The 24455-nt window shown below is 71.6% G+C and carries 25 protein-coding genes and 1 pseudogene; 12 read left to right on the top strand and 14 right to left on the bottom strand.

Annotation, left to right across the window (positions count from 1 at the left end):
- Window positions 1–29: 29 nt before the first annotated feature.
- Complete coding sequence (locus tag ACSSS0_RS08105; RefSeq protein ID WP_487230709.1) at window positions 30–2132, bottom strand: glycogen debranching N-terminal domain-containing protein; 2103 nt, start codon at window positions 2130–2132, stop codon at window positions 30–32.
- 48 nt (window positions 2133–2180) lie between these two features.
- The gene (locus ACSSS0_RS08100; protein ID WP_435984514.1) at window positions 2181–2954 is read right to left on the bottom strand and encodes a hypothetical protein; all 774 of its coding nucleotides are present in this window, start codon (window positions 2952–2954) and stop codon (window positions 2181–2183) included.
- A 224-nt stretch (window positions 2955–3178) separates the two neighbouring features.
- Here ACSSS0_RS08100 and ACSSS0_RS08095 point away from each other — a divergent pair.
- Window positions 3179–3277: pseudogene (locus ACSSS0_RS08095) on the top strand (carbohydrate ABC transporter permease); the annotation flags it as partial.
- Here ACSSS0_RS08095 and ACSSS0_RS08090 read toward each other — a convergent pair.
- The gene (locus ACSSS0_RS08090; RefSeq protein WP_487230708.1) at window positions 3267–4133 is read right to left on the bottom strand and encodes a phosphatase PAP2 family protein; all 867 of its coding nucleotides are present in this window, start codon (window positions 4131–4133) and stop codon (window positions 3267–3269) included. The pseudogene ACSSS0_RS08095 and the gene ACSSS0_RS08090 sit on opposite strands and share 11 nt — an antisense overlap.
- Window positions 4134–4277: 144 nt before the next feature.
- On the opposite strand from ACSSS0_RS08090, the gene ACSSS0_RS08085 reads away from it, so the two are divergent.
- Entirely contained in the window at window positions 4278–5720 is a 1443-nt protein-coding gene (locus ACSSS0_RS08085; RefSeq protein ID WP_487230707.1) for an HNH endonuclease signature motif containing protein, read from the top strand.
- A 27-nt stretch (window positions 5721–5747) separates the two neighbouring features.
- Here the strand turns inward: ACSSS0_RS08085 and ACSSS0_RS08080 are convergent, their stop codons facing one another.
- Genes ACSSS0_RS08080 through ACSSS0_RS08070 form a run of 3 tightly spaced genes read right to left on the bottom strand, consistent with a single transcriptional unit; the run spans window position 5748 to window position 6966 of the window.
- Complete coding sequence (locus tag ACSSS0_RS08080; RefSeq protein ID WP_487230706.1) at window positions 5748–6128, bottom strand: VOC family protein; 381 nt, start codon at window positions 6126–6128, stop codon at window positions 5748–5750.
- Window positions 6128–6652 (bottom strand): SRPBCC family protein, encoded by a 525-nt coding sequence (locus ACSSS0_RS08075; RefSeq protein WP_487230705.1) that lies wholly within the window; start codon window positions 6650–6652, stop codon window positions 6128–6130. Before ACSSS0_RS08075 ends, ACSSS0_RS08080 begins: the two co-directional genes overlap by 1 nt.
- Window positions 6649–6966 carry an ArsR/SmtB family transcription factor gene (locus ACSSS0_RS08070; protein WP_435984519.1) on the bottom strand — a complete coding sequence of 106 codons (318 nt, stop codon included), beginning with the start codon at window positions 6964–6966 and terminating at the stop codon, window positions 6649–6651. The genes ACSSS0_RS08075 and ACSSS0_RS08070 overlap by 4 nt, the downstream gene beginning before the upstream one ends.
- A gap of 78 nt (window positions 6967–7044) precedes the next feature.
- Here ACSSS0_RS08070 and ACSSS0_RS08065 point away from each other — a divergent pair, with 78 nt between their 5' ends.
- Complete coding sequence (locus ACSSS0_RS08065) at window positions 7045–7563, top strand: putative immunity protein (protein WP_487230704.1); 519 nt, start codon at window positions 7045–7047, stop codon at window positions 7561–7563.
- Window positions 7564–7575: 12 nt separating this feature from the next.
- Here the strand turns inward: ACSSS0_RS08065 and ACSSS0_RS08060 are convergent, their stop codons facing one another.
- Both ACSSS0_RS08060 and ACSSS0_RS08055 read right to left on the bottom strand, forming a co-directional pair.
- Complete coding sequence (locus ACSSS0_RS08060; protein ID WP_435984521.1) at window positions 7576–8070, bottom strand: CAP domain-containing protein; 495 nt, start codon at window positions 8068–8070, stop codon at window positions 7576–7578.
- Between the two features lie 103 nt (window positions 8071–8173).
- Complete coding sequence (locus ACSSS0_RS08055) at window positions 8174–8668, bottom strand: DUF4385 domain-containing protein (protein WP_435984522.1); 495 nt, start codon at window positions 8666–8668, stop codon at window positions 8174–8176.
- Window positions 8669–8741: 73 nt separating this feature from the next.
- On the opposite strand from ACSSS0_RS08055, the gene ACSSS0_RS08050 reads away from it, so the two are divergent.
- The gene (locus ACSSS0_RS08050) at window positions 8742–9320 is read left to right on the top strand and encodes a GNAT family N-acetyltransferase (RefSeq protein ID WP_487230703.1); all 579 of its coding nucleotides are present in this window, start codon (window positions 8742–8744) and stop codon (window positions 9318–9320) included.
- 9 nt (window positions 9321–9329) lie between these two features.
- Window positions 9330–9917 (top strand): DNA-3-methyladenine glycosylase I, encoded by a 588-nt coding sequence (locus tag ACSSS0_RS08045; RefSeq protein ID WP_435984524.1) that lies wholly within the window; start codon window positions 9330–9332, stop codon window positions 9915–9917.
- A gap of 3 nt (window positions 9918–9920) precedes the next feature.
- Here ACSSS0_RS08045 and ACSSS0_RS08040 read toward each other — a convergent pair whose 3' ends face one another.
- The 4 genes from ACSSS0_RS08040 to ACSSS0_RS08025 form a co-directional block, all read right to left on the bottom strand.
- Entirely contained in the window at window positions 9921–11477 is a 1557-nt protein-coding gene (locus tag ACSSS0_RS08040) for a phytoene desaturase family protein (protein ID WP_487230702.1), read from the bottom strand.
- Window positions 11478–11541: 64 nt separating this feature from the next.
- Entirely contained in the window at window positions 11542–12630 is a 1089-nt protein-coding gene (locus ACSSS0_RS08035) for an SGNH/GDSL hydrolase family protein (RefSeq protein WP_487230701.1), read from the bottom strand.
- 188 nt (window positions 12631–12818) lie between these two features.
- Entirely contained in the window at window positions 12819–13946 is a 1128-nt protein-coding gene (locus tag ACSSS0_RS08030; protein ID WP_487230700.1) for an AI-2E family transporter, read from the bottom strand.
- Between the two features lie 11 nt (window positions 13947–13957).
- Complete coding sequence (locus ACSSS0_RS08025; protein ID WP_487230699.1) at window positions 13958–15832, bottom strand: alkyl/aryl-sulfatase; 1875 nt, start codon at window positions 15830–15832, stop codon at window positions 13958–13960.
- A gap of 131 nt (window positions 15833–15963) precedes the next feature.
- On the opposite strand from ACSSS0_RS08025, the gene ACSSS0_RS08020 reads away from it, so the two are divergent.
- The 5 genes from ACSSS0_RS08020 to ACSSS0_RS08000 are packed head-to-tail and all read left to right on the top strand — an operon-like array spanning window position 15964 to window position 21082.
- Window positions 15964–16413: a DUF6325 family protein gene (locus ACSSS0_RS08020; RefSeq protein ID WP_435984528.1), complete on the top strand. Its 450-nt coding sequence runs from the start codon at window positions 15964–15966 to the stop codon at window positions 16411–16413.
- On the top strand, window positions 16410–16781 hold the full coding sequence (locus ACSSS0_RS08015; RefSeq protein WP_487230698.1) for an SHOCT domain-containing protein: 372 nt from the start codon (window positions 16410–16412) through the stop codon (window positions 16779–16781). The genes ACSSS0_RS08020 and ACSSS0_RS08015 overlap by 4 nt, the downstream gene beginning before the upstream one ends.
- 7 nt (window positions 16782–16788) lie before the next feature.
- Window positions 16789–18525, top strand: a complete 1737-nt coding sequence (locus tag ACSSS0_RS08010; RefSeq protein WP_487230697.1) for a SulP family inorganic anion transporter — start codon at window positions 16789–16791, stop codon at window positions 18523–18525.
- Between the two features lie 52 nt (window positions 18526–18577).
- Window positions 18578–19267: a PH domain-containing protein gene (locus ACSSS0_RS08005; RefSeq protein ID WP_487230696.1), complete on the top strand. Its 690-nt coding sequence runs from the start codon at window positions 18578–18580 to the stop codon at window positions 19265–19267.
- A gap of 51 nt (window positions 19268–19318) precedes the next feature.
- The gene (locus ACSSS0_RS08000) at window positions 19319–21082 is read left to right on the top strand and encodes an AMP-binding protein (RefSeq protein WP_487230695.1); all 1764 of its coding nucleotides are present in this window, start codon (window positions 19319–19321) and stop codon (window positions 21080–21082) included.
- On the opposite strand, the gene ACSSS0_RS07995 is transcribed toward ACSSS0_RS08000, so the two are convergent.
- Window positions 21072–22754: a metallophosphoesterase family protein gene (locus tag ACSSS0_RS07995; protein WP_487230694.1), complete on the bottom strand. Its 1683-nt coding sequence runs from the start codon at window positions 22752–22754 to the stop codon at window positions 21072–21074. The two genes, ACSSS0_RS08000 and ACSSS0_RS07995, sit on opposite strands and share 11 nt — an antisense overlap.
- A gap of 103 nt (window positions 22755–22857) precedes the next feature.
- Between ACSSS0_RS07995 and ACSSS0_RS07990 the strand changes: the two genes are divergently transcribed.
- Window positions 22858–23082: a hypothetical protein gene (locus ACSSS0_RS07990; protein WP_487230693.1), complete on the top strand. Its 225-nt coding sequence runs from the start codon at window positions 22858–22860 to the stop codon at window positions 23080–23082.
- Entirely contained in the window at window positions 23079–23762 is a 684-nt protein-coding gene (locus ACSSS0_RS07985) for a histidine phosphatase family protein (RefSeq protein ID WP_435984535.1), read from the top strand. The genes ACSSS0_RS07990 and ACSSS0_RS07985 overlap by 4 nt, the downstream gene beginning before the upstream one ends.
- Before the next feature lie 21 nt (window positions 23763–23783).
- On the opposite strand, the gene ACSSS0_RS07980 is transcribed toward ACSSS0_RS07985, so the two are convergent.
- Window positions 23784–24425: a proteasome activator gene (locus ACSSS0_RS07980; RefSeq protein WP_487230692.1), complete on the bottom strand. Its 642-nt coding sequence runs from the start codon at window positions 24423–24425 to the stop codon at window positions 23784–23786.
- Window positions 24426–24455 lie beyond the last annotated feature (30 nt).

The following is a 24455-nucleotide window of genomic DNA, read 5'->3' as shown; positions in this document are numbered from 1 at the left end:
CGCCGGGCCTCCAGGGGTATGCCGTCGCCTCAGTCGGTGACGACCGTGACGTCGTCGGGTGCGCTGAGCACCTCGACGTCACCGTCGGCCGAGACGGCGACGTCGATGCGGCCGCCGCAGAAGCGCAGCCCCTCGACGCGCAGCGCCCCGTAGGGGGCGGGTCGCGCAGGGGAGAGGTGCAGCGTGCGGGTGGCCGCGTCGGGTCGGGGGCGGAGCGCCACCGTGAGCAGCGCGACGGCCGATGCGGCCGACCAGGCCTGGGGCCGGCACGACGCCGGGTAGGGCGTCGGCGCGCCGCCCAGGGCGAGGCCCGAGTAGAGCTCGGGCCAGCGGTAGGAGAAGGCCTCGGCCGATGCGAGCAGGGTCCGCGCCACGGCGCTCGCCTCGGCACCGAATCCCTCGCGGGACAGGCCGATCGCCGTGATCGCGGTGTCGTGCGTCCAGATCGAGCCGGTGTGGTAGCCGATGGGGTTGAAGCCGCCGTTCCCGGTGCCGAGGGTGCGCACCCCGAAGTCGTCGAGCAGCTCGGGGCACGTGACGGTCGCTGCGACCGCCGTGGCCTCGTCAGCGGTGAGGGCGCTCGTGCCGAGCACGTGGCCCATGTTGGAGCCGAGCCCGTCGACCGCTCGACCCGCGCCGTCGAGGGCGATGGCGAGGTGGTGGCCCGCGTCGGTGTCGACCCAGAAGCGGTCGCGCAGCCGGCCCTCGAGCGCGGTCGCCGCAGCGTCAGCGGCGTCAGCGGCGTCAGCGGCGTCGGCGTCCTCGGCACCGAGCGACCGGTAGAGGCGCGCGGCGGCGCGGAGGGCCTCGACGGCATACGCCTGCGCCTCGACGAGCGCGATCGGGGCGTCGGCGACCGTGCCGTCGCGCCACCGGATCGAGTCGCCGGAGTCCTTCCAGCCCTGGTTGGCGAGGCCCGTGCCGGAGGTGTCGAGGTACTTGAGCAGGCCGTCGTCGTCGGGCTGCCCGTCGCCCGTGAGCCAGTCGACGGCGGACCGGAGGGCGGGCAGCAGCGTGCGGGCTCGCTCGGGCGCCAGGCCCCAGTCGCAGGCGTCGGCGAGGAGGCAGACCCAGAGGGCGGTCGCGTCGACGGTGCCGTAGTAGACCTGCGGCAGCGCCATGCCGGTGGTGGTGTCGCGGTGCACGTGGCGGCGCAGCTCGTGCGGGATCTTGCCGGGCGCCTCGCCCGTGACGGGGTCGTGCGTCGTGCCCTGGCGTCGGGCCAGCGTGTGCAGCGTCCCCTCGGCCAGCTCGGTGCCGAAGGGCAGCAGCATGCGGGCCGTCCAGATGGAGTCGCGGCCGAACAGCGTGAGATACCAAGGGGTTCCGGCTGCGGCGAAGATGTGCTCGGGCGAGGCGGGGTCGCGCAGGACGAGGTGGCGCAGGTCGTCGAGACCGCGCTCGACGGTGCGCGCGACCCGGTGGTCCTGGGCGGTGACGCGCACGTCGTCCCACGTCACGGCATCGGCGCCGGGGTCCGCGTCGAAGGCGGAGGCCCGGAGCCGCTCCGTCGTGACGCGCAGACAGACGGAGGCGGTGCGGCCGGGCTCGACGACGAGTGTCGTCTCGAGCGCGACGGAGCCGTCGTCACCGGGTCGCACGGCCACCATGCTGCCCGTCGGGAGCTCCTCCAGGGCGACGGACGTGCGGTGCCAGTCATCAGCCAGTTCTGCGCTGCGTTCGTCCGTGCCTATTTCAACCCTGCGCAGGTCAGGGCCTCGCAGAATGCCGGACTTGACCTCTGCAATGCCGAGCCCGTCCCCCAGGATGTCGAAGGCGACGTTTGTTTCAATTGAGTATGGATACCGAGATGTGAGCGTGACCTTCTCGACCATGACAGGGCCCTCGAGGGTGCGTCTCCTCAGGATCTCCACCATCGATTGCTGAATACCATCGTCAAGGTTTCGCGCGACACCAAGGTGAAGTCCAGTCCCCCCCGTCACCCGCTCGGCAAGGAAGTCCGGTGTCTCACGCCCGATTCGGACCGTCAACTGATTGATGATGCGTCGATCATCTACGAAAAGACCCTGGCACGTTCCGAGCTCAATGTCGCCATGACGACTTGACATCACGGTGGCGTTTCCAGAAACCAGTATCGACAGTTCGTGGAGCCACGGCTGTCGGCGAGTCATGGCGCGAGCCTATTCCATCGATGGGTTCGCCCTCGTGCCTGATTGCGATCAGGTGGTGGCTGGCCCGGGAGGTGCGGACGGCCGGAGGGGGCGGCCAGTGGACGCTGCCCGCATGGCTGCGTCGGCTACCACGTTGCGAAAGGCCTCATAACGCTCGTCCTGCCTGAGCTTCAAGGCGTTCGTGATGATGATCCACCAAGCAGCGAGCGCGAGAGCTGCGGTGGCAACCCAGCCGCCCGATGATAGTTGCGCCTGTTGACCCATCAAGAGCGTGACGGCCGCGACTGGCACAAGCGACCCGCACAGCACATTGATCTCCAGCTCGATCGCGTCGATGTTCAGGGTAGGAGCCATCCGGCGGAGCCACAGCTTGCAGTAGATGAAGGCGTCAAACAGAGGGTCCTCACTCAGCTTCGACTGATCAAGCGGTCCGTTGAGCGAAGCTCGGAGCGCTGGATGCGTAGCCATGGCTCGATCCCAAGAGTCTGCACCCAGGCGATCGACGATATCGGCACGCAACTTCCCAACGGTGCCTTGCGGACCCCATCGTTTTCCAATCGAACGTACGGCGACAAAGCCAAGTGCGCGTGCGAAGTAGCCGACTAGATAACTCAGGCTCAGTCCCGCAGCGATCCACAGGTACCGCAAGGCTCCCGCACCGTCTGCTGTTCCTGACTGCATCGATTGAAGAAGAACCGAGTCTTGGGAGACTCGCCATATGGCCAAGGATGCGACGATGACAGCGCCCGGAGCAAAAACGCTCGCAAGCGTAATGAGGAGGTACAGCGCGATGCGCCGCCAGCCAGCGTCATCCGCATCCATTTCGCTCCCAGTCATTGGCCGACGTCGAATGGATCATATTGCTTGGGAGGGGCCCACAGGGTCTTTGCAATGAAGAGACCGGACGTGTGGGCTCGAACAGAATGAGTCGCGTGCTCGGACCTCACCGTGAAGGGTTTGACCTGTCGAGCCGCCTCATCCTGCGTTCTGGACGTAGTGACCGCAGCCCATTTCCAGCCCGCTCGTCGGGGTCGTCGCTCACACACGCTGCGGCGGTGCTCATGACGATCCCGGTGGCGCTGATGTTCTTCGTCTTCCAGAAGCGGATCATCTCCGGCTCGGTCGAGGGCGCGGTCAAGGAGTAGCCGCACCCTCAGGGGCTGCGGCGTCGCCGCGCACCGCCTCGGGCCGCTCTCGCAGGGTGAGCCAGAGGCGGTGCGCGGTGATGACGGCGAGGGCCCAGGCGAGGCCGATGAGCCAGCCCGCGAGCACGTCGGTGAGCCAGTGGTGGCCGAGGAAGACGCGGGAGAGCCCCATCGTCGCGACGAAGAGCGTGCCGATCGTGATCGCGAGGGTGCGCTGCCATGCCGCGGTCGTCTCGATGAGGACGAGGTAGACGACGATCGTGGTCAGCACCGTGGCGTTGAGGGTGTGGCCGCTCGGGAACGACGGCGACACCTCGAGGGGTGGCACGGCGAGCGAGGCCGGCGGGCGGGCCCGGTCCACGACGTTCTTGCCCACGATCGTCATGGCGAGCGACCCGGCCGCGGCGATGACGGTGAGCACGATCGGTGTCCACCGGCGACGACGCCACGTGATGATCGCGACCGCGACGAGGGCGAGGATCGGCATGCCGACCGGGCCGCCGACGTCGGTGAAGGCGGTGATCGCGGAGTCGAGCCCGGGGGAGCGGAGGGTGATGGCCGCGTCGAGCACCGGCTGGTCGACCGCAGTCAGCCCGTCCCGTCCGGCGACCCCCTCGTAGACCGTCTCGATGCCCTCGACGAGGACGACCATGACGACGAGCGCGATGACGGCGAAGACGACGAAGGCCACGTGGGCCGAGGACCACGACCTGACGCGCCGTGCCGCGGGGCGTGAGGCGCGCGCGAGCCCGGCGAAGACGTCGACGAGCCAGCGGCCGAAACGGGTGCGCCAGGCCGTGAGGTCGCGCGCACCGATCGTGTCGTCCGGGGTCTGCGGGCGGGTCGGCTCTGGCATGCCCCATCCTTACCCATGACCGGCCTGACGGCCGCAGGGGTATGCCGTTGCGCGCGTCTCGATGAGGCGTAAACCCCTGTGGGACAAGACGTTTGGTGTGGACAACTCTTGTCGGGTCATTCGAACACCTGTACGATTAGGGGTATGGAGCAGAGCCGGAGCGCGCAGCAGATCGAGCAGGACTGGGACCACGTCGCGTCCCTGGCCGCCGACCTGCACGACGCGCACGCCCGGCTCGTCGACTTCGTCGCGGCCGTCCTGACCGACGGGTCCTGGCAGGCCGCCGGGCTGCGGTCACCCGAGCACTGGCTGATGCTGCGCGCCGGGCTGTCGCGGGGCCAGGCGTCCGCGGTGGTCCTGCTGGCCCGGCGGGCGCAGGAGCTGCCCGCGACCTCCGCCGCGTTGCGCCAGGGGCGGATCAGCCTGGACCAGGCCGCGGTCGTGGCCCGGCACACCCCGGCCGCGTTCGACACCACCGTGGCGGAGTTCGCGCAGCACGCGACGGTCACCCAGCTGCAGCGCACGGTCACCCGGTACGACTTCACCCTCCAACCCGACAGCGTCGACGACCGCGGCCGCGGCCTGCCCGGCGAGATACCCCCCGGTGAGCAGGACGCGACCCTGGATCGGCCACGGGTGGAGCCGGTCGAGCCGGCGCACCTGAGCATGGGCCTCGACGCCGACGGGCGGTTCCGGCTGCGCTACGACGCACCCGCCGAGGTCGGCGCGCTCGTCGAAGCGGCCCTCGCCGAGGCCAAGGACCACCTCTTCCACACCCTCGCACCCGAGGGTTGGACCGACGAGCAGAAGCGGGCCCTGAACGGGGACGTGCTGCACCCCGACCAGACCTGCACCAGCGGCGGCCGGCCCCGCGTCACCTGGGCCGACGCCCTCATCGTGCTCGCCACCCGCTCCCTCGACGCCGCCACCACGACACGCGACGGAACCTCCGGCTCCTCCGGTGGCTCGGGTGGGGCCGCTCGGCGGGCCCGGTACCGGGTCCAGGTCCACCTCGACACCGACGGCGCCTGGCTCACCGGCCGCCCCCGCCTGCCCCAGCACATCACCGACCAGCTCACCTGCGACGGGACCCTGACCCCCGTCTGGCAGACCGACGGACACCCCGTCAACGTCGGCCGCACCCAACGCGTCGTCCCGCACCGCACCCGAGTCCTGGTCCTGGACCGCGACCGCGGCTGCCGCTTCCCCGGCTGCGGCTCCACCCGCAACCTCGAGATCCACCACCTCATCCACTGGCGCGACGGCGGCCCCACCGACGACACCAACCTCCTCGGCGTCTGCACCTCCCACCACGACGGACACCACCGCGGCGAGTTCACCATCACCGGCGACCCCACCCGACCCGACGGCCTGCTCTTCCACACCGACACCGGACTACTCATCGGCCCACCCCACCAACCACCCCGGACACCACCACCACACCTGGTCCCGGCCCCCGACCCCCACCCAGACCACGACCCGAACCAGCCGAACCGATCCAGACCACCAGCCAGACTCGGCCGCCGCTACCCCGCCCCCTCCGGCGGACCCCTGCACCTGCACCTCGTCGACTTCACCCCGACCTGACGACACCTGAGGCTGTCCCGAGCGTGGTCACCTCTCGAAGAGCTGACGCGCTTCCCACGTGGACAGGCAGAACGGGTGGCCGGCGGGATCGGTGTAGACGCGGCAGTGCTCGTTGGGCTGGACCTCGAGGAGCCGGGCCCCGGCAGCGGTCGCACGTGCTCCGGTCGCCTCGAGGTCGTTGACGAAGAAGTCGAGGTGCAGCTGCGTCGGCGCGGACCCTCCCGGCCAGGTCGGCGGCTCGAAGTCCTCGACCTGCTGGAAGGCGATCATGGCGGCTCCGGTGCTGACCGCGGCCCAGTGTGCCGAGCCTCGCACGATGCCGCCCGTGATCTCGGCGTAGAACTGTGCGAGTGCCATGGCGTCGGGAGCGTTGACCGTCGTCCCGTCGAACCGGATCGTGTCGGACATCAGCGGTCCGTCAGTTTCTCGTAGGTGGGGGTCAGGGCGGTCCAGCGCTCGTGCCAGGTCGGTGCGGCCACCTCCTGCGACCAGCCGTCGGCGTGGGCCGAGCCGCCGCTCGCCAGCGACCGTCCGAGATCCTCGAGGTGCACCTGCCACCCGGCCCCGTAGAAGTGGAGCTGCCCGACCGGCAGCCCGCGCTCCTCGACGACGAGCCGCGTCCGGGACCCCTCGGCGGTGAGCCACGCCTCGATCTGGCTCTCGTCGTCGCTGCCCGGCTCGGTCGTCAGGAGCAGGTGGTGGGGCGCGTCGCAGACCTCGATGGTCGCCGGACCGGTCCACGTGCTCGTGAAGACGGCGTGGACCGTCCCTCCCACGCGCAGGTCGCCGGACACCTCGGCGATCCAGCGCGCCAGGCGCTCCGGGGTGGTGCAGGCCTCCCACAGGTCGTCGATGTCGGTGTCGTAGACGTCCTCGACGCGGACCGCTCCGCGGGTGTCGTCGAGGGCGCGCATGGTGCCGATGATCTTCACTTCCGTGCCTTCTTTCCTCGGGCGATCTCGGTGTGCAGGGCGTCGAGCCGGTTCTGCCACAGGGCGCGGTAGGCCTCCAGCCACTCGTCGACCTCGACGAGCGCCTCCGGGCGCAGGGTGTAGATCCTGCGCTGTGCCTCCTGGCGCACCTCGACGAGACCGGCTTCGCGAAGCACCCGCAGGTGCCGGGACACGCCGGGCCGGGCGATCGGCAGGGCGTCGGCCAGCTCGCCGGCCGTCGCCGGGTGGTCGCGCAGGATCTCCAGCACCGTGCGTCGGCTCTGGTCGCTCAAGGCCTGCAGCACCGCGTCCATGACGTGAATGTACCCGATCAGTTATGTACCCGCAAGGATAAACAAAAGACGGGTCCCCCTGCGTGGTAGGAACGGGGGATGCCGATCCTGCCGACCCAGCGTGACCCGCGGTTCATCACGATCCGCCGCGGCGGCACCCTGACGGACGCGCACCACCGGCTCCTCGCCGAGTGGGCCCTCGTGTGCGCCGCGCACGTGCTGCCGCTCTTCGAGACGGCGCACCCGGACGACCGGCGTCCCCACGAGGCCATGGACGTCGCCCGGGCGTGGATCCGTGGCGAGGCGCCGATGCGTGACGCCCACCAGGCGGCCTTCCGGGCCAACGCCGCCGGGCGCGGGATGGACGATCCCGTGAAGTTCGCGGCGCTGTCGGTGGGGCAGGCGGTCGCGGTCGCCCACGTCGCCGCGCACGAGCTCGGCGCTGCGGCATACGCCATCAGGGCGGTCAGCGCGGGGGCGCCGCCCGTCGAGGCCGAACGCGCCCGGGTCGAGGAGCGTGACTGGCAGCGCGAGCAGCTGCCCGCCGACATCCGCGAGCTCGTGCTCGACGACCAGCGACGCCGCAGTGCCATCTGCTGGCACGTCTTCGACGACTGAGCTGCTCCGGGGTCAGCCGCCGAAGTCCTGCGTCCAGTAGTAGCGGTAGGGGCCACCGACCGCTGAGCCGACACCGATGGCCTTGTAGCGGCAGTTGAGGATGTTGGCCTTGTGTCCCGGGCTCTTCATCCACGCGTCCATGACGGCCTTCGGCGTGGGGTAGCCCGCCGCGATGTTCTCGCCGATGAGCGATCCGGTGTAGCCCTGCGCCCGGATGCGCTGCGCGAAGGTGCGACCGTCGAGGCTCGTGTGCGAGAAGTAGCGGCGCTTCGCCATGTCGATCGAGTGCGCCTGGGCGGCGCGTGCGAGGCGCACGTCGAGCACGAGCGCTCGGCACCCGGCCTTGGCCCGCTGGACGTTGACGAGCTGGATGACCTGGTTCTGGACGCTCACCGTCGCCGCCCCCGCGGACTGCGCCGGGCCGATCGCCGGGGTGGCCGCGAGCGCGGCCGACGCGGCGACGACGAGGCCGACGCGGGTGCGGGTGGGGGTGCTGGTCGGGCGCATGGGTCCTCCGAGGTGACTGCGGGCGTATGCCGTCCTGCCACGGTACGGAGGTCGGTGACGGCCTGTCGACAAATCGGACAAAACCCCCACGGTGTCCACGCCGTCAGCCGTGTCGCTCGCGGTGCTCGGTGCGCCAGTCGGTGTACTCGGTGACCGCCTCGACGGCGTCCCAGGCCGCCTTGAACACCCGGGCCGCCGCGGCCTTCTCCTCGTCCTCCGGTCCGCGGGGGAGCTCGGTCCGGCCGTGCGCGCCGCTGCGTCCGCGCTGGTCGGCCGGGACCGGGCCGTCGTACTTGCGGCCTCCGGGGTGGTTCGCGTAGCGGCGGGCACGGGTGTAGCCCATCTGGAGGAACTTGCGGGCCATGTCGGCCCCGACGAGGTCACCGGCGGCGAGGTAGTCCTCGAACCTCGACCGGATGGCGGTCGCGCTCTCGCGAGCGGCCTCGGCGGTGCGGAACCGCCAGAGCGGCAGCAGCTCGTCCTTGTAGGGCTGCACGCGCAGCACCCCCTGCTCGCCTCGGCCGACGCGGTAGTCCTCGGGGTGTGCGCGCAGGTCGAGCGACTCGAGGTCGAGTCCGGCGTACGGGTCCGGCGTCACCCGCCCATCATGACCCGCGGGGGCGCGCGGTGGGACGTCCCACGTGTCGGTGCCCGTCGCTAGCGTTGGCGCCATGACCTTCGAGGTGCGCCCCGCGACGCTCGCGCGGTTCGACGACGTCGCCACGATGCTCGGCCCGAGGAACCCCGCGTCGACCGTGTGCTGGTGCCTGAGCCACCGGCTCGACTCGAGGACCAGCCGGAGTCTCGTCGGTCCGGCGCGCGGCGAGTTCGTCCGTGACCTGACGCGTCGCCCGGTTGCGCCCGGCGTGCTGGCCTACGACGGCGACGAGGTCGCCGGCTGGGCTGCAGTGGCACCGCGCTCGGAGCTGCCCTTCTCCCGCTCGACGAAGATCCCGCACGTCGACGACGTCGCCGTGTGGTCGATCTGGTGCATCCGCGTCCGACCCGGCCACCGGGGTCAGGGGATCTCGCTGCCGCTCCTCGAGGGCGCCGTCGACTACGCGCGCGACCGCGGCGCCCCGGCCGTCGAGGGCTACCCCGTCGACAACCGCGGGGAGAAGGTCGACCTCACGATGGCGTACGTCGGCACGCAGGTCCTCTTCGAGCGGGCGGGCTTCACCAAGGCGGCCGACACGACCGCCGTCTCCGGCGGCTTCCCCCGCGTCGTCATGCGCCGGTCGCTGTCCTAGGGTCGCGGCATGACGGTCGTCGGCGCTGACGGGCTCGCCCGCCCCACATGGGCCTCGGTGGACCCCCTTCTCATGGACTACTACGACACCGAGTGGGGGGTGCCGATCCGTGACGAGCGCGGCCTCTACGAGCGGATCTGCCTCGAGGGCTTCCAGGCCGGCCTGTCGTGGGCGACGATCCTGCGCAAGCGCCCCAGCTTCCGGGCGGCCTTCGCGGACTTCGACCCCGACGTCGTGGCCGGCTACACCGACGCCGACGTCGAGCGACTGCTCGGTGACGCCGGCATCATCCGCCACCGCGGCAAGATCCAGGCGACCATCACCAACGCCCGAGCCACCATCGCCCTGCGCGACGAGGGTGGCCTCGTCGACTTCGTCTGGGGCTTCCAGCCGGCCGACACCCCGCGCCCCGTCGACCACTCCGAGGTGCCCACCGTCTCCGAGGAGAGCAAGGCGCTGTCAAAAGCCTTGCGCAAGAAGGGCTTCGCCTTCGTCGGACCCACGACGATGTACGCCTTGATGGAGGCTGTCGGCATCGTCGACACCCACCTCATGGGCAGCCACCGGCGCGGCAGCTCGGGCGTCTGGCCCGCGTAGCCCTCAGCCGAGGATCGCTCGGGCCGCGTTGTGGCCGGGGATCGCGCTCACGCCTCCGCCACGCCGGGCGCCGGCTCCGCCGAGCAGCACGTTGTCGTATGCCGTCTCGACACCCCACGTGCCCACCTCGGGGTCCTGCTCGGCCCAGGGCCACTGCAGCGAGCGGTGGAAGATGTTGCCGCCCGGCAGGCCGACGGACTGCTCGAGGTCGACGGGGCTCTTGACCTCGATGCACGGGTTGCCGGCGCCGTCGCGGGCGAGCACCGACTCGATGGGCTCGCCGAGCACGGAGTCGAGCGAGCGCAGGGTCGCGGCCAGCGCCTCCTTCGTCGCGGACTCGTTGTCGGCGCGGAAGAGGCGCGCCGGCAGGTGCAGGCCGAAGAGCGTCAGCGTCTGCGCATCCGTGGCCGCGAGGTCCGCCCCGAGGATCGAGCGGTCCGAGAGGGTGTGGCAGTAGATCTCGCACGGCGGCAGGTCCGGGATCCGCCCGTCGCGCGCGGCGGCATACGTCTGCTCGAGCTGGCCGTAGCCCTCGTTGATGTGGAAGGTGCCGGCGAAGGCGGCGGCGGGGTCGACGGAGGCGTCGCGCAGCCGGGGGAGGCGCGTCAGCAGCATGTTGACCTTGAGCTGGGCGCCCTCGACGTCGGGCTCGGTGTCGACCGGGTCGGCTCCCGCCGCGGCGAGCAGCCGGTTGAGGACGGTCGGCGCGCAGCCGGCCACGAGGGTGCCGCCGACGGCGCTGCCGCTGCCGGCGCTCCCGCCCGACCAGGCGACCTCACCGGTCGTGGGGTCGACCGACGTGACCTCGGCCCCGGTGACGATCGTCGCGCCAGCCGAGACGGCTGCTGCCGCGAGAGAGTCCGTGAGTGCGCCCATGCCTCCGACGGGGACGTCCCAGTCGCCGGTGCCGCCGCCGATGAGGTGGTAGAGGAAGCAGACGTTCTGGCGCAGGTCGCCCTCACCGAGCGAGGCGAAGGTGCCGATGAGGGCGTCGGTGGCGATGATGCCGCGCAGGGTGTCGTCATCGGTGACCGACTCGATGAGCTCGCCGACGGGTCGCGTCGTCAGCGCGTCGAAGAGGTCGGCGTCGCCGGACAGCGCGCGCACCTGCTCGCGGGAGCGCAGCGGCTCGAGGACCGTCGGGAAGATGCGCCCGGCGACGTCGGCCATCCGGCCGTAGAAGTCGCTCCACCCGGCGTACGCGTCGTCGCCGCCGGTCAGCGCGCGGAAGGCCGCGCGCGTCGCCGTCTCGTCGCCGTGGTCGACGAGGAGGCCGCGGCCGGGATCCGAGGGGACCGGCGTGTACGACGAGAACCGCCTGCGGATGAGCCGCAGGTCGAGGTCGAGGTCGGTGAGCACCTGGCGCGGCAGCAGCGACACGAGGTAGGAGTAGCGCGACAGCCGCGCGTCGACCCCCTCGAAGGCGCGGGCGGACACGGCAGCGCCGCCCACCTGGTCCGATCGCTCGAGGAGGAGGACAGTCCTTCCCGCGCGGGCCAGGTAGGCGGCGGCCGTGAGGCCGTTGTGACCGGCCCCGATGATGATGTCGTCGTAGCGCACCCGGTCAGACTAGGTGCCGGGTCCGGGCGACGCCCGACGACCTCACCACTTCTTCAGTGCGGGCTCACCGCGCAGCCACGGCACTCCTCGCGGCGTCCTGGCGGGCCGAGTAGAGCCGGTCGGCCGCGTCGATGCTCGCCCGGCTGCCCAGGTCGACCCCGGCGCGGGCCGCGGCGGCGCGGGCCGCGGGGGTCGTGAGGTCGGGAGCGACGAACTGCTCCGGGGTGATCGTGCGGTCGGCGGCGGCATACCGCCTCGCGTCACGGGCCAGGGAGTCGGCCGACGCGACGGCCCGGGCCTCGGCCTGCTTCGCCGACAGCTTGAGGGCGAGCCCGAAGGCGGGCTTGGTCACGACGGCGTAGCCGTCACGGTGCCCGGCGACGTTGGGGTGGTAGCTCTCGCTGATCGGGTTGGACAGGCCGTTCAGCCACTCGACGCTGTCGCAGACGGCGTGGCCGACGAACCTCGAGGTGGGGTTGACGAAGGTGAAGCCGGCGTTGGCGGCGGCGGTCGCCGTCCGGGAGTTGAGCAGGTCGGCGGTCGCGTTGAGGCGCGACTCCTCGGTCGGGGAGAACCACGTGAAGGCGTTGCAGTCCTCACCGTTGAAGATGCGCGGGTAGCCGACGACGATGACGCGGGCGTTCGGGGCCTTGGCGCGGATCGAGGAGTAGAGCGTCGCGAGACGGCCCGGGATGGTGTTGTTGATGGTGCCCTGTGCCGTGTCGATGGCGCCGTTGCAGTTGCTCAGCCAGCTCGGCTGCGCGCACGTCGTCAGGACGCTCGCGAAGCCGGCGTCGTTGCCGCCCACCGAGATCGTGACGTATGCCGTGGTGCTCGACAGCGCGGACAGCTGGGTGTTCGTCACGTCGGCGACCGTCGCCCCGGAGCACGCGCGGAAGTTCAGCGCCAGGCCGAGGGCCGAGGCGTCGAGCGAGGGGTAGGCGTAGACGGAGCGCTGGCACGACGTGCCGTCGCTGATGTACGTCCGGGTCCCGGTGCCCGAGGAGTAGGAGTCGCCGAGGGCGACGTAGCCCGTGCCGGCGGCGACGGCCGGGGCGCCGAGGGCGAGGGCGGCTCCGGCACCGATGAGGGCGGAGAGGCCGGCCCCGAGGGCGCGCCGGCGGGTGGATGACATGAGGGACCGGCTCTTCACGACACACTCCTTTGTGGGTGGAAGGCTTGCTGACGCTGAGCACTGCAACCTGCAGGGGCGCCGCCCGCCGGCCACGATGTGCCCCGCGTCACACGTCCCACTACCGGACAGTAGGGCCAGCGCGGGGGTCCCGCGAGCCGAACCGAGACGGGGCGGCGCCGGCCCGGCACGCGCCGCGACGGCGCGGGTCAGGACGGCGTTGGGCCACGGTCGCCGAGGAGGCCGCCGACCCATCGCGTGTCGGGGTCGACGTCGACGAGCAGGGCCTTGACGAGCAGCGTCAGCGGGATGGCGAGCACGGCGCCGATGCCGCCGAGCATGACGGACCAGACGACGAGGGACAGGATCGTCACGACCGCCGACAGGCCCACCTCGTCGCCGACGATCTTCGGCTGGATCACCGACTGGATGATGAGGTTGATGACGCTGTAGACCACGACGACGAGGACGAACGAGCTCCACCCGCCCTCGAGCAGCGCGAGGATCGCCGGGGGCACGAGGCCGATGACGAAGCCGATGTTGGGGATGTAGTTCGTGATGAAGGCCAGCAGCCCCCAGAGGAGCGCGCCCGGCACCCCGACGAACCAGAGGAACACGGTGTCGAAGACGGCGACGATGGCGCCGAACACCGTTGCCACGACGAGGTATCGGCGCGTCCCGTGCGTGAAGGACGTCATCGCCGACACGAACGCGGGCCGCTCGGTCCGCAGCGTCGTGAGGGTCTCGGAGAAGCCCTTCGCGTCCATCGCGGAGAAGAGCACGAGCGCGAGGACGAAGGCGAGGTTCGTCACGAGCGACAGGATGTTCGAGAGCAGCGACGTGATGACCGCGGTGACGCGGCCGAGGTCGAGGGACGAGGCGATGGCCTGCGTCTGCTCGGGCTCGACACCACGGGCGGCGAGCCAGTCGGTCACGTCGGCGACGAGCGCCGCGAGGTCGTCGGCGTACTGCGGCAGCAGGCCCGCGAGCTCGGCGCCGGACACGACCATGAGCAGGGCCAGCCCGACGATGCCGAGGTAGATCGCGAGCACGACCGTGAGGGTGCCGAGCCAGTGCGGCAGCCCGCGGCGCACCATGGCGTTGCGCACCGGGAACGCCGCGATGGTGAGGACGAGCGCGAGGAAGAGCGGCCCGAGGATCCCGGACACGAGGTGGATGCCGAAGGCGACGACGAAGCCGGCCGCCAGTGCCACGAGGATGAGGACGCCGCGCGGCATCGCGGGGACCGCGCGGGCCGGCCGGGCTGGGCGCGCGGGTGGTGCAGGTGGAGCCGCCGAGGTGGGCGGCACGGGCTCCGGCGCGGATTCGTCGGTCACGTCCGTCGTCCTCAGGGGGTGACGATCGCGAAGTCGGGGTCCGGGGCCTCGAGGACCCCGAGCAGGACCCTGAGGACCTCCGCGTCTCCAGTCGTCTCCACGTCGTCGATGGTGCCCGGGTCGGTCCCCGACATCACGTCCCACAGTGCGACCTGGGGCAGTGTCAGCGCGAGGTCGGCCTCGACGGGCTGGGGCGCGGCCGTGTAGGTCAGGACGCCGTTGCGCAGGGTGAGCCGGTAGCGGGCGCCGTCCGTCAGGTCGATGTCCAGCGTGAGGTGCAGGTGCCACGACGCCGGCCCGTCCACGCGGACTGCCAGAGCATCGAAGAGCTGCTCCGGCGTCAGCTGGGCCAGCAGGTCGGGGGCCGCCGTCTGGGTCGGCGTGCCGAAGCTGCCGTGCCGCAGCTCGTGGGCGCCGGAGAGGTAGAAGTTGCGCCACGTGCCGTTCTCCGAGCCGTACGCCAGCTGGTCGAAGGTCGCCGCGAGCAGCTCGCGAGCCCCGGCGTGGCTCTCGGCGGAGAAGACGACGTGACTGAGCACCTCTGCGGCCCAACGGAAGTCACCCGAGTCGTAGGAGCCCTGAGCCTTGCGGACCACCTCGTCGGCGCCGCCCATGAACTCGACGTACCGGCGTCCTGCCTCGACCGGCGGGTGCTGCCAGAGGTGCGCCGGGTTGCCGTCGAACCAGCCCATGTAACGCTGATAGATCGCCTTGACGTTGTGACTCACGGAGCCGTAGTAGCCGTGCGAGTGCCAGGCGGCCTCGAGGGCCGGTGGCATGACGATCTCCTCGGCGATCTCGCTCCCGGTCAGGCCCCGGTTGAGCATCCGCAGGGTCTGGTCGTGCAGGTAGGCGTACAGGTCGCGCTGGAGGGAGAGGTACTCGACGCACTCCTGCTGGCCCCACGTCGGCCAGTGGTGCGAGGCGAACACGACGTCGGTCCCGGCACCGAAGAGATCGATCGCCTCCGTGAGGTAGCCCGACCAGGCATGGGGGTCGCGCACGAGTGCGCCCCTCAGGGTCAGCAGGTTGTGCAGCGTGTGCGTGGAGTTCTCGGCCATGCACAGGGCGCGCAGGTCGGGGAAGTGGAAGTGCATCTCCGCCGGGGCCTCGGTCCCGGGGGCCATCTGGAAGACGATCCGCACGCCGTCGACGACGTGCGCCTCACCGGTCGTGCCGATGTGCAGGGTCGGGACGATGAGCGTCACCGAACCTGAGGACGTGGTCTGGCCCAGGCCCGCACCGACCTGTCCCCGCACTCCCCGTTCCAGCGCGGCGCCGTACATGTAGCCGGCACGCCGGCTCATGGCTGCTCCCGCGTAGACGTTCTCCGAGACGGCGTGCGCCACGAGTCCGACGGGCGCGATGACCTGGCAGCGTCCGGCGTCGACGTCCTCCTGCGTCGTGACGCCCTTGACCCCGCCGAAGTGGTCGACGTGGGAGTGCGTGTAGATGACTGCCGTCACCGGCCTCTCGCCGCGGTGCTCGCGGTAGAGCGCCAGGGCGGCAGCGGCCGTCTCGGCGCTGATGAGCGGGTCGATGACGATGACCCCCGTCTCGCCCTCGACGAACGAGATGTTCGAGAGGTCGAGGCCGCGCACCTGGTAGAGCCCGGGGACGACCTCGTACAGCCCTTGTCGGGCGACGAGCCCCGACTGGCGCCAGAGGCTGGGGTTGACGCTGTCGGGCGCGTCGCCCCGGAGGAACGCGTAGCTGTCGTTGTCCCACACCGTCTGGCCGTCGGGGTTCGTGACCACACCGGGCTCCAGCCGCGCCACGAGTCCGCGGTCCGCGGCCTCGCTGTCGCGGACGTCGGAGAACGGGAGCCTTCCGAGCAGGTCGCGGTGCTGGTCGACGACGGCCTGGGTCACGTCCGGCGAGGTCATGGCATCCATGGCAGCACCGGCCGCGTCGTGGGGGCGTCACCCTGCCGGGGTGATGCCCACCCCGGACGCACGCCGGAGCATGAGGACGAGCGGCGCCGGTCACGACACCGCCACGAACCGGGAGGAGTCCCATGTCGACTGCGACGACAGGGCCGATCGGGCCAGTGGACCTGGCCGTCATCGGCTTCCGCGGCGAGCTGCGGCAGGACGGCATACGCGACGCGGTGGCACGGGCCGTGGACCGCGGAGCCGTACGCGTGCTCGACGTGCTCCTCGTCCGCAAGGACGACGACGGCAGCGTCCGGATGTTCGACGCCGAGTCACCCGAGGGTGCGGCGGATCTGCTCGGCTTCCCGACGGTCATGCCCGACCTCGTCGGCGAGGAGGACGCGCTCGCGATCGCCGCCGAGATGGACCCGGGGACGACCGTCCTCGTCATCGCGTGGGAGAACACGTGGGCGGCCGACATCGCCGCCGAGGTGCGCGAGCTGGACGGCCAGGTGCTCGTCATGGAGCGGCTGCCGCGTGAGGACATCGAGCTGGCGCTCAGCGCCATCGCGGCGAACGAGGAGGGGTCATGAGGGGACGCAGGGGCCGGCCGGGACTGCTGGGGGTGGCGGCGCGGACGGCCGTCGTCGCCGGCACCGCCACCGCGGTGAGCGGCAAGATGCAGCAGGGACAGCAGGCCAAGGCGCAGCAGGCCGCGGACGCCGAGGCCTACCGGCAGCAGCAGGAGGCGGCCGCCCAGGCCGCCGCCACGCAGGCCGCCGTCGACCAGGCCATGGCTGCCCAGGCGCCGCCACCCCCGTCCGCTCCGCCCGCTCCGCCTGCTGCACCCGCGCCCGACGACATGCTCGCCTCGCTCGAGCGCCTCGCGGCTCTGCACGCGCAGGGCATCCTCACGGACGAGGAGCTGGCGCACCAGAAGGCCCGGATCCTGGGCGGCTGACCCGGATGTGGGCGCCGCGATCGGGGACGACGACGGCGGCACCGTGACGGGCGGGGCGGCTCGGGGAGCCCTGGCTCGGCTGAGGAGCCGACCCTGGGGCACCGACCTCAAGGCGGGGGTCGTGCTCGGTGTCGAGAGCGTCCCCGACGGCCTGGCGAGCGGCGTCCTCGCGGGCGTCAACCCGCTCGCAGGCCTCTACGGCTACCTCTACGGCATGGTCGGTGCCGCGCTCTTCACGAGCAGCACGCTCATGGCCGTCCAGGCGACCGGCGCCATGTCGCTCGTCGTCGCCGACGCCGACCTCGGATCGCGCCCCGACCCCGAGCGGGCGCTCTGGACCCTGGCCGTCCTGACCGGCGTCGTCATGATCGCGGCCGGCCTGCTGCGCGGCGGGGCGCTGCTGCGCTTCGTGCCGAGCTCGGTCATGACCGGCTTCGTCACGGCCGTGGGCGTCAACATCGTGCTCGGACAGCTGGGCGACTTCACCGGAGCAGAGACGTCCGGCGCCAACCGGGTCATGCGCACCCTCGACCTGCTCCTCCACCCGTGGCGGGTCGACCTCATGACCCTCCTCGTCGGGGTGGTGACCCTCGTGCTCATCGTCGGCCTCCAGCGGACCCGCCTCGGCGCGCTCGGCCTCGTGGTCGCGATGGCCGTCGGCTCGTTCCTCGCGGTCCTGCTCGGGTCGCTCGCCGACGCCGACGTCGCGGTCGTGGGTGACATCGCCGCCGTCCCTCGCTCACTCCCGCTACCGGCGCTGCCGTCGCTCGGCGACGTGGCCTACCTCGCGCTGCCCGCAGTGTCGCTCGCCTTCATCGGGCTCGTGCAGGGTGCCGCCGTGTCCGCCGCCGTGCCCAACCCCGACGGGAGTCCGTCCGTCGCGTCGCGCGACTTCATCGGACAGGGGGTCGGCAACGTCGTCTCCGGCGTCTTCCGGGGCATGCCCGTCGGTGGGTCCATGTCGGCGTCGTCGCTCGTCGCGACGGCAGGGGCCCGGACCCGCGTCTCGCTCGGCTTCGCCGGTGGTGTCATGGCGCTCGTCGTGCTCGTGCTCGCCGACGTCGTGGCCCTCGTGGCGCTGCCGGCCATCGCCGCCCTGCTCATCGTCGTGGGTGCCGGCGCGGTGAGGCCCGCGAGGGTGCAGTCGGTGATGCGCACCGGGACGGTGCAGACCGTCGTCCTGGTCCTCACCTTCGTCCTGACGCTGCTCGTCCCGGTGCAGTACGCCGTGCTGGCGGGAGTCGCCCTGGCGATCGTGCTCCACGTCGTCGAGCAGTCCAACCGGGTGCGGGTCACCCGCCTCGACCTCGACGCCGAGGGGAGGGTGCGCCAGGGCGAGCCACCGGACACCGTGCCGGGTGGTGAGGTGCTCGTGCTCCAGCCCTACGGCTCCCTCTTCTTCGCCAGCGCCCCGACGTTCCAGGCGTTGCTGCCGCGCGTCGACGAGAGGTCGCGGCACGCCGTCGTCGTGCTGCGTCTGCGCGGCGTCGACCAGATCGGGCTGACCCTCATCGACGTGCTCCGCGGCTACGCGCGGGAGCTCCAGTCCCGCGACGGCGTGCTCAAGCTCGTCGTCGACAACCGGCAGGTCCTGCACCAGATGGAGGCCGAGGGCCTCGTCGGTCTCGTCGGGCCCGACCACGTCTACCTCGGCACCGAGTGGCTCGGCGAGACCACGCGCCGGGCCCGGACCGACGGTCTGCGGCTCCTCGCGGGGTCCGACCCGGCCGACGGGGAGGCCTGACCGCCTAGGCTGAATGACAACGCGTGGTCCGAGTGGACCTGACGACAGGAGGATGACCGTGGGCTTCCCGGAGAACGTGCTCGCCAAGGGAGAGAAGGTCGAGCGGGACCTGCACCCGCACTGGCTCACCGTCGTGGTGCCCACGATCTTCGGCCTCTTGCTGGCCGCAGCGTGCATCGCCGTCGTCGGCGTCACGCCCGACGACGAGACGGGCAACCGGATCCAGTGGGTCGCCGTGGCGGTCTTCGTCCTCGTCGCCGTCCCGGCGGTCTTCGTGCCCTACCTGCGCTGGCGCACGACCCACTACGTCATCACCTCGCACCGGGTCATGGTGCGACGCGGCATCCTGACGAAGAACGGCAAGGACATCACGCTCTCGAAGATCACCGACGTGAGCTTCCAGCAGACCGTGGTCGACCGGATCATCGGCGCCGGCTCGCTCCACATCGAGTCGGCCGGCGACAGCCCCGACGAGAACCTCACGAACATCCCGCGCAGCAACGAGGTGCAGCAGCTCATCAACCGCCTCATCGACGAGGACGACCTGCGCCGGCGCTCCCACGGCCGCGGTGTGGCCGATGCCCCCGGCTCCGACCCGGCCTTCGCGTCCGGCGACGACGGCTACGGCGAGGACACGACGGCCACCCCGCGCCAGCGGTCCGAGCGGCCCGACCGACCCGAGCTAGCCGAGGAGCGTCGTCGACCCCGCGACCTCGGGGACGGCAGCGACCAGCCGCTCTGACCTCGCTACGGGTCCGTGCCGCGGCCCGGTCGCGTGTGGCATCGTCGGGTCATGACCTCCACTGTCGACGAAGCCGGTGTGACCGCGACCTACCGGGCCGCCCGTGACGAGCTCCTCGCCCTGCGCGGCGACCACGCCAGAGCCGTCCGCGAGTTCACCTTCCCGGACGTCGGGGACCGCTGGAACTGGGGCGTCGACTGGTTCGACGCCGTGGCCCGCGGCAACGACCGCGCCTGCCTGACGATCGTCGAGCAGGACGAGTCGTCGGCGTCCTACTCCTGGGACGAGATGGCCCGCCGCTCGGACCAGGTGGCCGCGCACCTGGCCGCCCTCGGCGTGCGGCGCGGCGACTCGGTCATCCTCATGCTCGGCAACCAGGTCGAGCTCTGGGAGTCGATGCTCGCCGTCATCAAGCTCGGCGCCGTCGTCATGCCGACGACGACCGCCGTCGGTCCCGGTGACCTCGTCGACCGGATGGAGCGGGGCGCCGCCCGTGCCGTCATCACCAACGCCTCCGAGGTGCACAAGCTCGACAACGTGCCGGGCGACTACGTCCGCGTCGCCGTCGGTGGCGCCGACCCCGCTGGGACCGGCACGGACGGCTGGGAGAGCCACGCGGCGGCGTACGACCTCGACGTCCCGCCCACCGAGCACCCGGGTACGGGGCCCGACGACCGGATGCTCCTCTACTTCACGTCCGGCACGACGAGCCGGCCCAAGCTCGTCGAGCACACCCAGCGCTCCTACCCGGTCGGACACCTGTCGACGATGTACTGGATCGGGCTGCAGCCCGGCGACGTGCACCTCAACATCAGCAGCCCGGGCTGGGCCAAGCACGCGTGGTCGTCCTTCTTCGCGCCGTGGGCCGCCGAGGCGACGGCCTTCGTCTACAACTACAGCCGGTTCGACCCCGCCGCCCTGCTGCGGGTCCTGCGCACGCACGAGGTCACCTCGATCTGCGCACCGCCGACGGTGTGGCGGATGCTCATCAAGAGCGACCTGTCGGGCGGCCCGGGGTCGCTGCGCGAGGTCATCGGTGCCGGCGAGCCGCTCAACCCCGAGGTCATCGCGCAGGTCGAGAAGGCGTGGGGCCTGACGATCCGTGACGGCTACGGCCAGACCGAGATGACGGCCGCCGTCGGCAACACGCCCGGTTCGACCGTCAAGCCAGGCTCGATGGGACGGCCCCTGCCCGGCTGTCCGGTGGTCGTCGTCGACCCGATCACGAACGTCCTTGTCACAGAGGCCGACTCGGACGGCAACCGCGAGGGCGAGATCTGCCTCGACCTGTCGCAGCGCCCGGTGCCGCTCATGACCGGCTACCAGGGCGACGAGCAGCGCAACGCCGATGCCATGGCCGGCGGTTTCTACCACACGGGCGACGTCGCCTCGGTGGACGCCGACGGCTACATCTCCTTCGTCGGGCGCACCGACGACGTCTTCAAGGCGAGCGACTACAAGATCAGCCCGTTCGAGGTGGAGTCGGTCCTCATCGAGCACCCGGCCGTCGCCGAGGCCGCCGTCGTGCCCGCTCCCGACCCGGTGCGCCTGGCCGTGCCCAAGGCGTACATCGCCCTCGCTCCGGGCCACGAGCCCGGCGCGGACGTCGCGCGCTCGATCCTCGCGCACGCCCGCGAGAAGCTCGCTCCGTGGCAGCGGGTCCGGCGGATCGAGTTCTACGAGCTGCCCAAGACGATCTCGGGCAAGATCCGCCGGGTCGAGCTGCGCGGCCGCGAGAACGACCTCGAGGCGACCGGCGCCGAGCAGCCCGCGAACGAGTGGCGCGACGACCAGTTCCCCGACCTCAAGGGGTGACGGACAGGCCGGCCGGAGCGGTCGGCGCAGCAGGGGTCGTCGTGCCCGAGGACGCCGGGTCGTCCGGCGCGAGCGGCAGTGAGCGCACCGTCGTCTCGTCGATCCGGCTGCAGATCCGCTTCGCGGGGTCGGGCTGGTCCTGGCCCGGCGTCTGCACGGTCGACGCGACGGGCCGGTACGGGTCGATGCGGGCACCGCTGATGACCTGCACGCTGTCGTAGGCCGGCCGGCCCTCGAGCAGGTTGCGGAACGAGTAGCGGGTCAGCGAGGTCAGCTCGCACGACGTGCCGAACTGGGCGACGTCGAAGGAGTACGGCTGCCCGTCGAGCTCCTGGCCCGGCCCCTCGGCGTAGTGCGAGACGACGCCGCCGCCGGTGAAGGTGCCGACCTGGATCCGGTTCCCCTCGACCGCGGGGGTGTGCATGTGCCCGTTGACGAGGAGGCGTCCACGCTCGACCTGCTCGGCGGCATACGGCTCGTGCGTCACGACGATGTCGGGCTCCGGCTGGTCGGCGACGGCCGCGTTGTAGCGGTCGGCGGCAGGCTTGGCCTTGGCCGTCGGGTCGGCGTTGTCGTCGCCGAAGTAGCGCGGGTCGTTGAAGCCGGTGATGCGCAGCCCGTGGAAGGTCAGCTCCCGCAGCGACCCGGCCGCGTCCTCGAGGAGCACGACGTTCGGGATGCGCGCGAGGCGGGCGAGGACCGCGCGGTCGGTCGGCGACGACTGGTCGTGGTTGCCGCTCGTGAAGATGTAGGGCACGCCGAGCGACTGGATCGACGCGTAGAGGCCGGCGGCGTCACCCTCCTGGACGCGGCCGAAGTTGACGAGGTCACCGCTGTCGATGACGGCGTCGACGTCCTCCTCCTCGATGATCGTGCGCATCAGGGCGTACTGGTTCGCGCCGTGGATGTCGGAGACGAGGAGGAAGCGTGCCGACACGGGCTCGTTGACGTTGCCGGCGACGTACTTCTGCTGGAGCGCCTGCGTCACCGCGAGGAGGTTGCGGAAGTAGGGCGTCACCTGCGTGGCGCGCGCCTCGACGTCGGCGAGCAGGCCGGCGTTGCGCTGGACGACGCCGAGCACGCCGCTCGTGCGGTACTCCGCGAAGCGGCCGGGCTGGTAGGTCAGGGCGATCCCGCCGAAGGTGACGGCGGTCGCTACGACCATCGCCGAGGCGACGAAGAGCACGTGGTGGCGGCGGGTGTTGCGCTGACGGATGTAGTGCGAGGCGAGGGCGAGGAGCACCGCGATGGCCGTCGCCCCGAGGACGAAGCGGACGCCGACGCCGACCGCGGCCTGCGCGATCGCCGACGAGATCTCGTCGGGCGACGGCTGCAGGGCCCTGATGTCGACGTTGGGCCGGGTGAAGAGGTTGGTGATCTCCTCGCGCACCGCGACCTGCACGTCGAGGCCCGGCGCGACGATGGGAGAGGCGAACTGGACGTCGACGTCGCCGACGATCGTCGGGGCGTGGAGCACGGGGGAGTGGCGCGGCACCGGGTCGAGGCGCAGGACGGCGCGGTACTGCGACGTCTCGGCGACGGTGGGGGCGAGGTTCGTCGCGGCGACGCCGCCGAGGTAGCAGGCTGCGAGCACCGCGAGCCACTTGAGGACGTGCGAGCCCCGGCGCAGCCAGGGGCTGTCGCCGGCCAGCAGGTCGCCCACCCGTCCCATCGCCTCACCCTAACCGGACCGGGACGTGTCACCCGGACGGCACCGCCCGTTCACGTGCGGGTGCTGCGATGGGGTGGTCAGCGCATCGCAGCGAGGAGGAGCCATGGGGTCGGCTCGTCGCAAGGCCGTCGTCGTCACGGCACTCATGGCGTATGCCGTCCTGCTCGCCGTCGGGCCGCGTGTCCTCGGCGGGTCGGCCGGGGTCGTCATCCTCGTGGCGAGCTTCGTCGTCGGCTTCGCGTGGCTCGTCCTGCTCGTCGCCCCGTGGGCGGCACGAGGGACAGCACGAGGGGCAGCACGAGGTCGCGACCGTAGTCTGAGGCGGTGAGCCTCGAGCACCGACCGAACCGGATCATCCTCGTGCGGCACGGTGAGTCCGAGGGCAACCTCGACGACACCGTCTACGAGCGGGTGCCCGACCACCGGATCAGCCTGACGCCCAAGGGTTTCGAGCAGGCTCGCGACACGGGTGCCGCGATCCGGGAGGTGCTCGACGGGGAGTCGGTCGAGGCCTACGTGTCGCCCTACGTGCGCACCCGGCAGACCCTCGAGGCGCTCGCCCTGCCGGTGGCGGAGCGCGACGTGCGGGTCGAGCCGCGCCTGCGCGAGCAGGACTGGGCCAACTTCCAGGACCCCGTCGACATCGCGGAGCAGAAGGCCGAGCGGGACCGCTACGGCCACTTCTACTACCGGTTCAGCCACGGCGAGTCCGGGTCGGACGTCTACGACCGGGTGTCGACGTTCCTCGAGTCGATGCACCGCAACTTCGAGACGCCGGCCGCGCCGCGCAACGTCGTCATCGTGACGCACGGCCTGACGATGCGTCTCTTCTGCATGCGGTGGTTCCACTGGAGCGTCGAGTACTTCGAGTCGCTCGACAACCCGGAGAACGCCCAGCCCGTGGTGCTGCTGCGGCAGAAGGACTTCCGGTTCAAGCTCGAGGCGCCGTTCACGCAGTGGAACCCGGACGTCGTGCCGACCGAGCGCGAGCGCTCGAGCTGGCTCTGAGCGGCCGACCCAGCCGACAGGTCAGAGGTACTGGCCGGTGGGGCCGGGCTCGCCCGGGTGGTGCTCGCCGGGCTGCAGGCCGGGGGGCGTGCCGTAGGTGGCGCCCGGGCCGGGCGGCAGGGCGCGCATCTGCTGGAGCTGCTGCTGCGCCGCCATCTGCTGGGCGACGAGCGCCGTCTGGATGCCGTGGAAGAGCCCCTCGAGCCAGCCGACGAGCTGGGCCTGGGCGATGCGCAGCTCGGCGTCGGTCGGGGAGTCGTCGCGGAAGGGCAGCGCGATCCGGTCGAGCTCGGCGACGAGCTCGGGCGCGAGCCCGTCCTTGAGCTCCTCGATGGAGCGGTGGTGCACGTCGGCGAGTCGACGGCGCCCGGCCTCGTCGAGGGGTGCGTTGCGCACCTCCTCGAGCAGCTGCTTGATCATCGAGCCGATGCGCATGACCTTGGCCGGCTCCTCGACGAGGTCGGCCGGGTTGGTCCGCTCCCGCTCCCGGCGCTCCTCGCGGCTCTCCGGCCGGCCTGGCTGGCCGTGCTGGCCGTCGACGGGCTCGTCGCCCTGGGCGTTCGCGACCCCCATGCCGTCGGACGTCACGACGACGATGCGCGGCTCGTCGCGCGGGGTGTCGGTGTCGGTGCCCTGGCCCTGTCGGCTCGCGTCATCGCTCATGCGCTCCATCCTGCCTCACCCGCGGGCACG

Source organism: Terrabacter sp. R4-6, from assembly GCF_057529065.1.
This window is presented reverse-complemented; position numbering and strand designations above follow the sequence as displayed.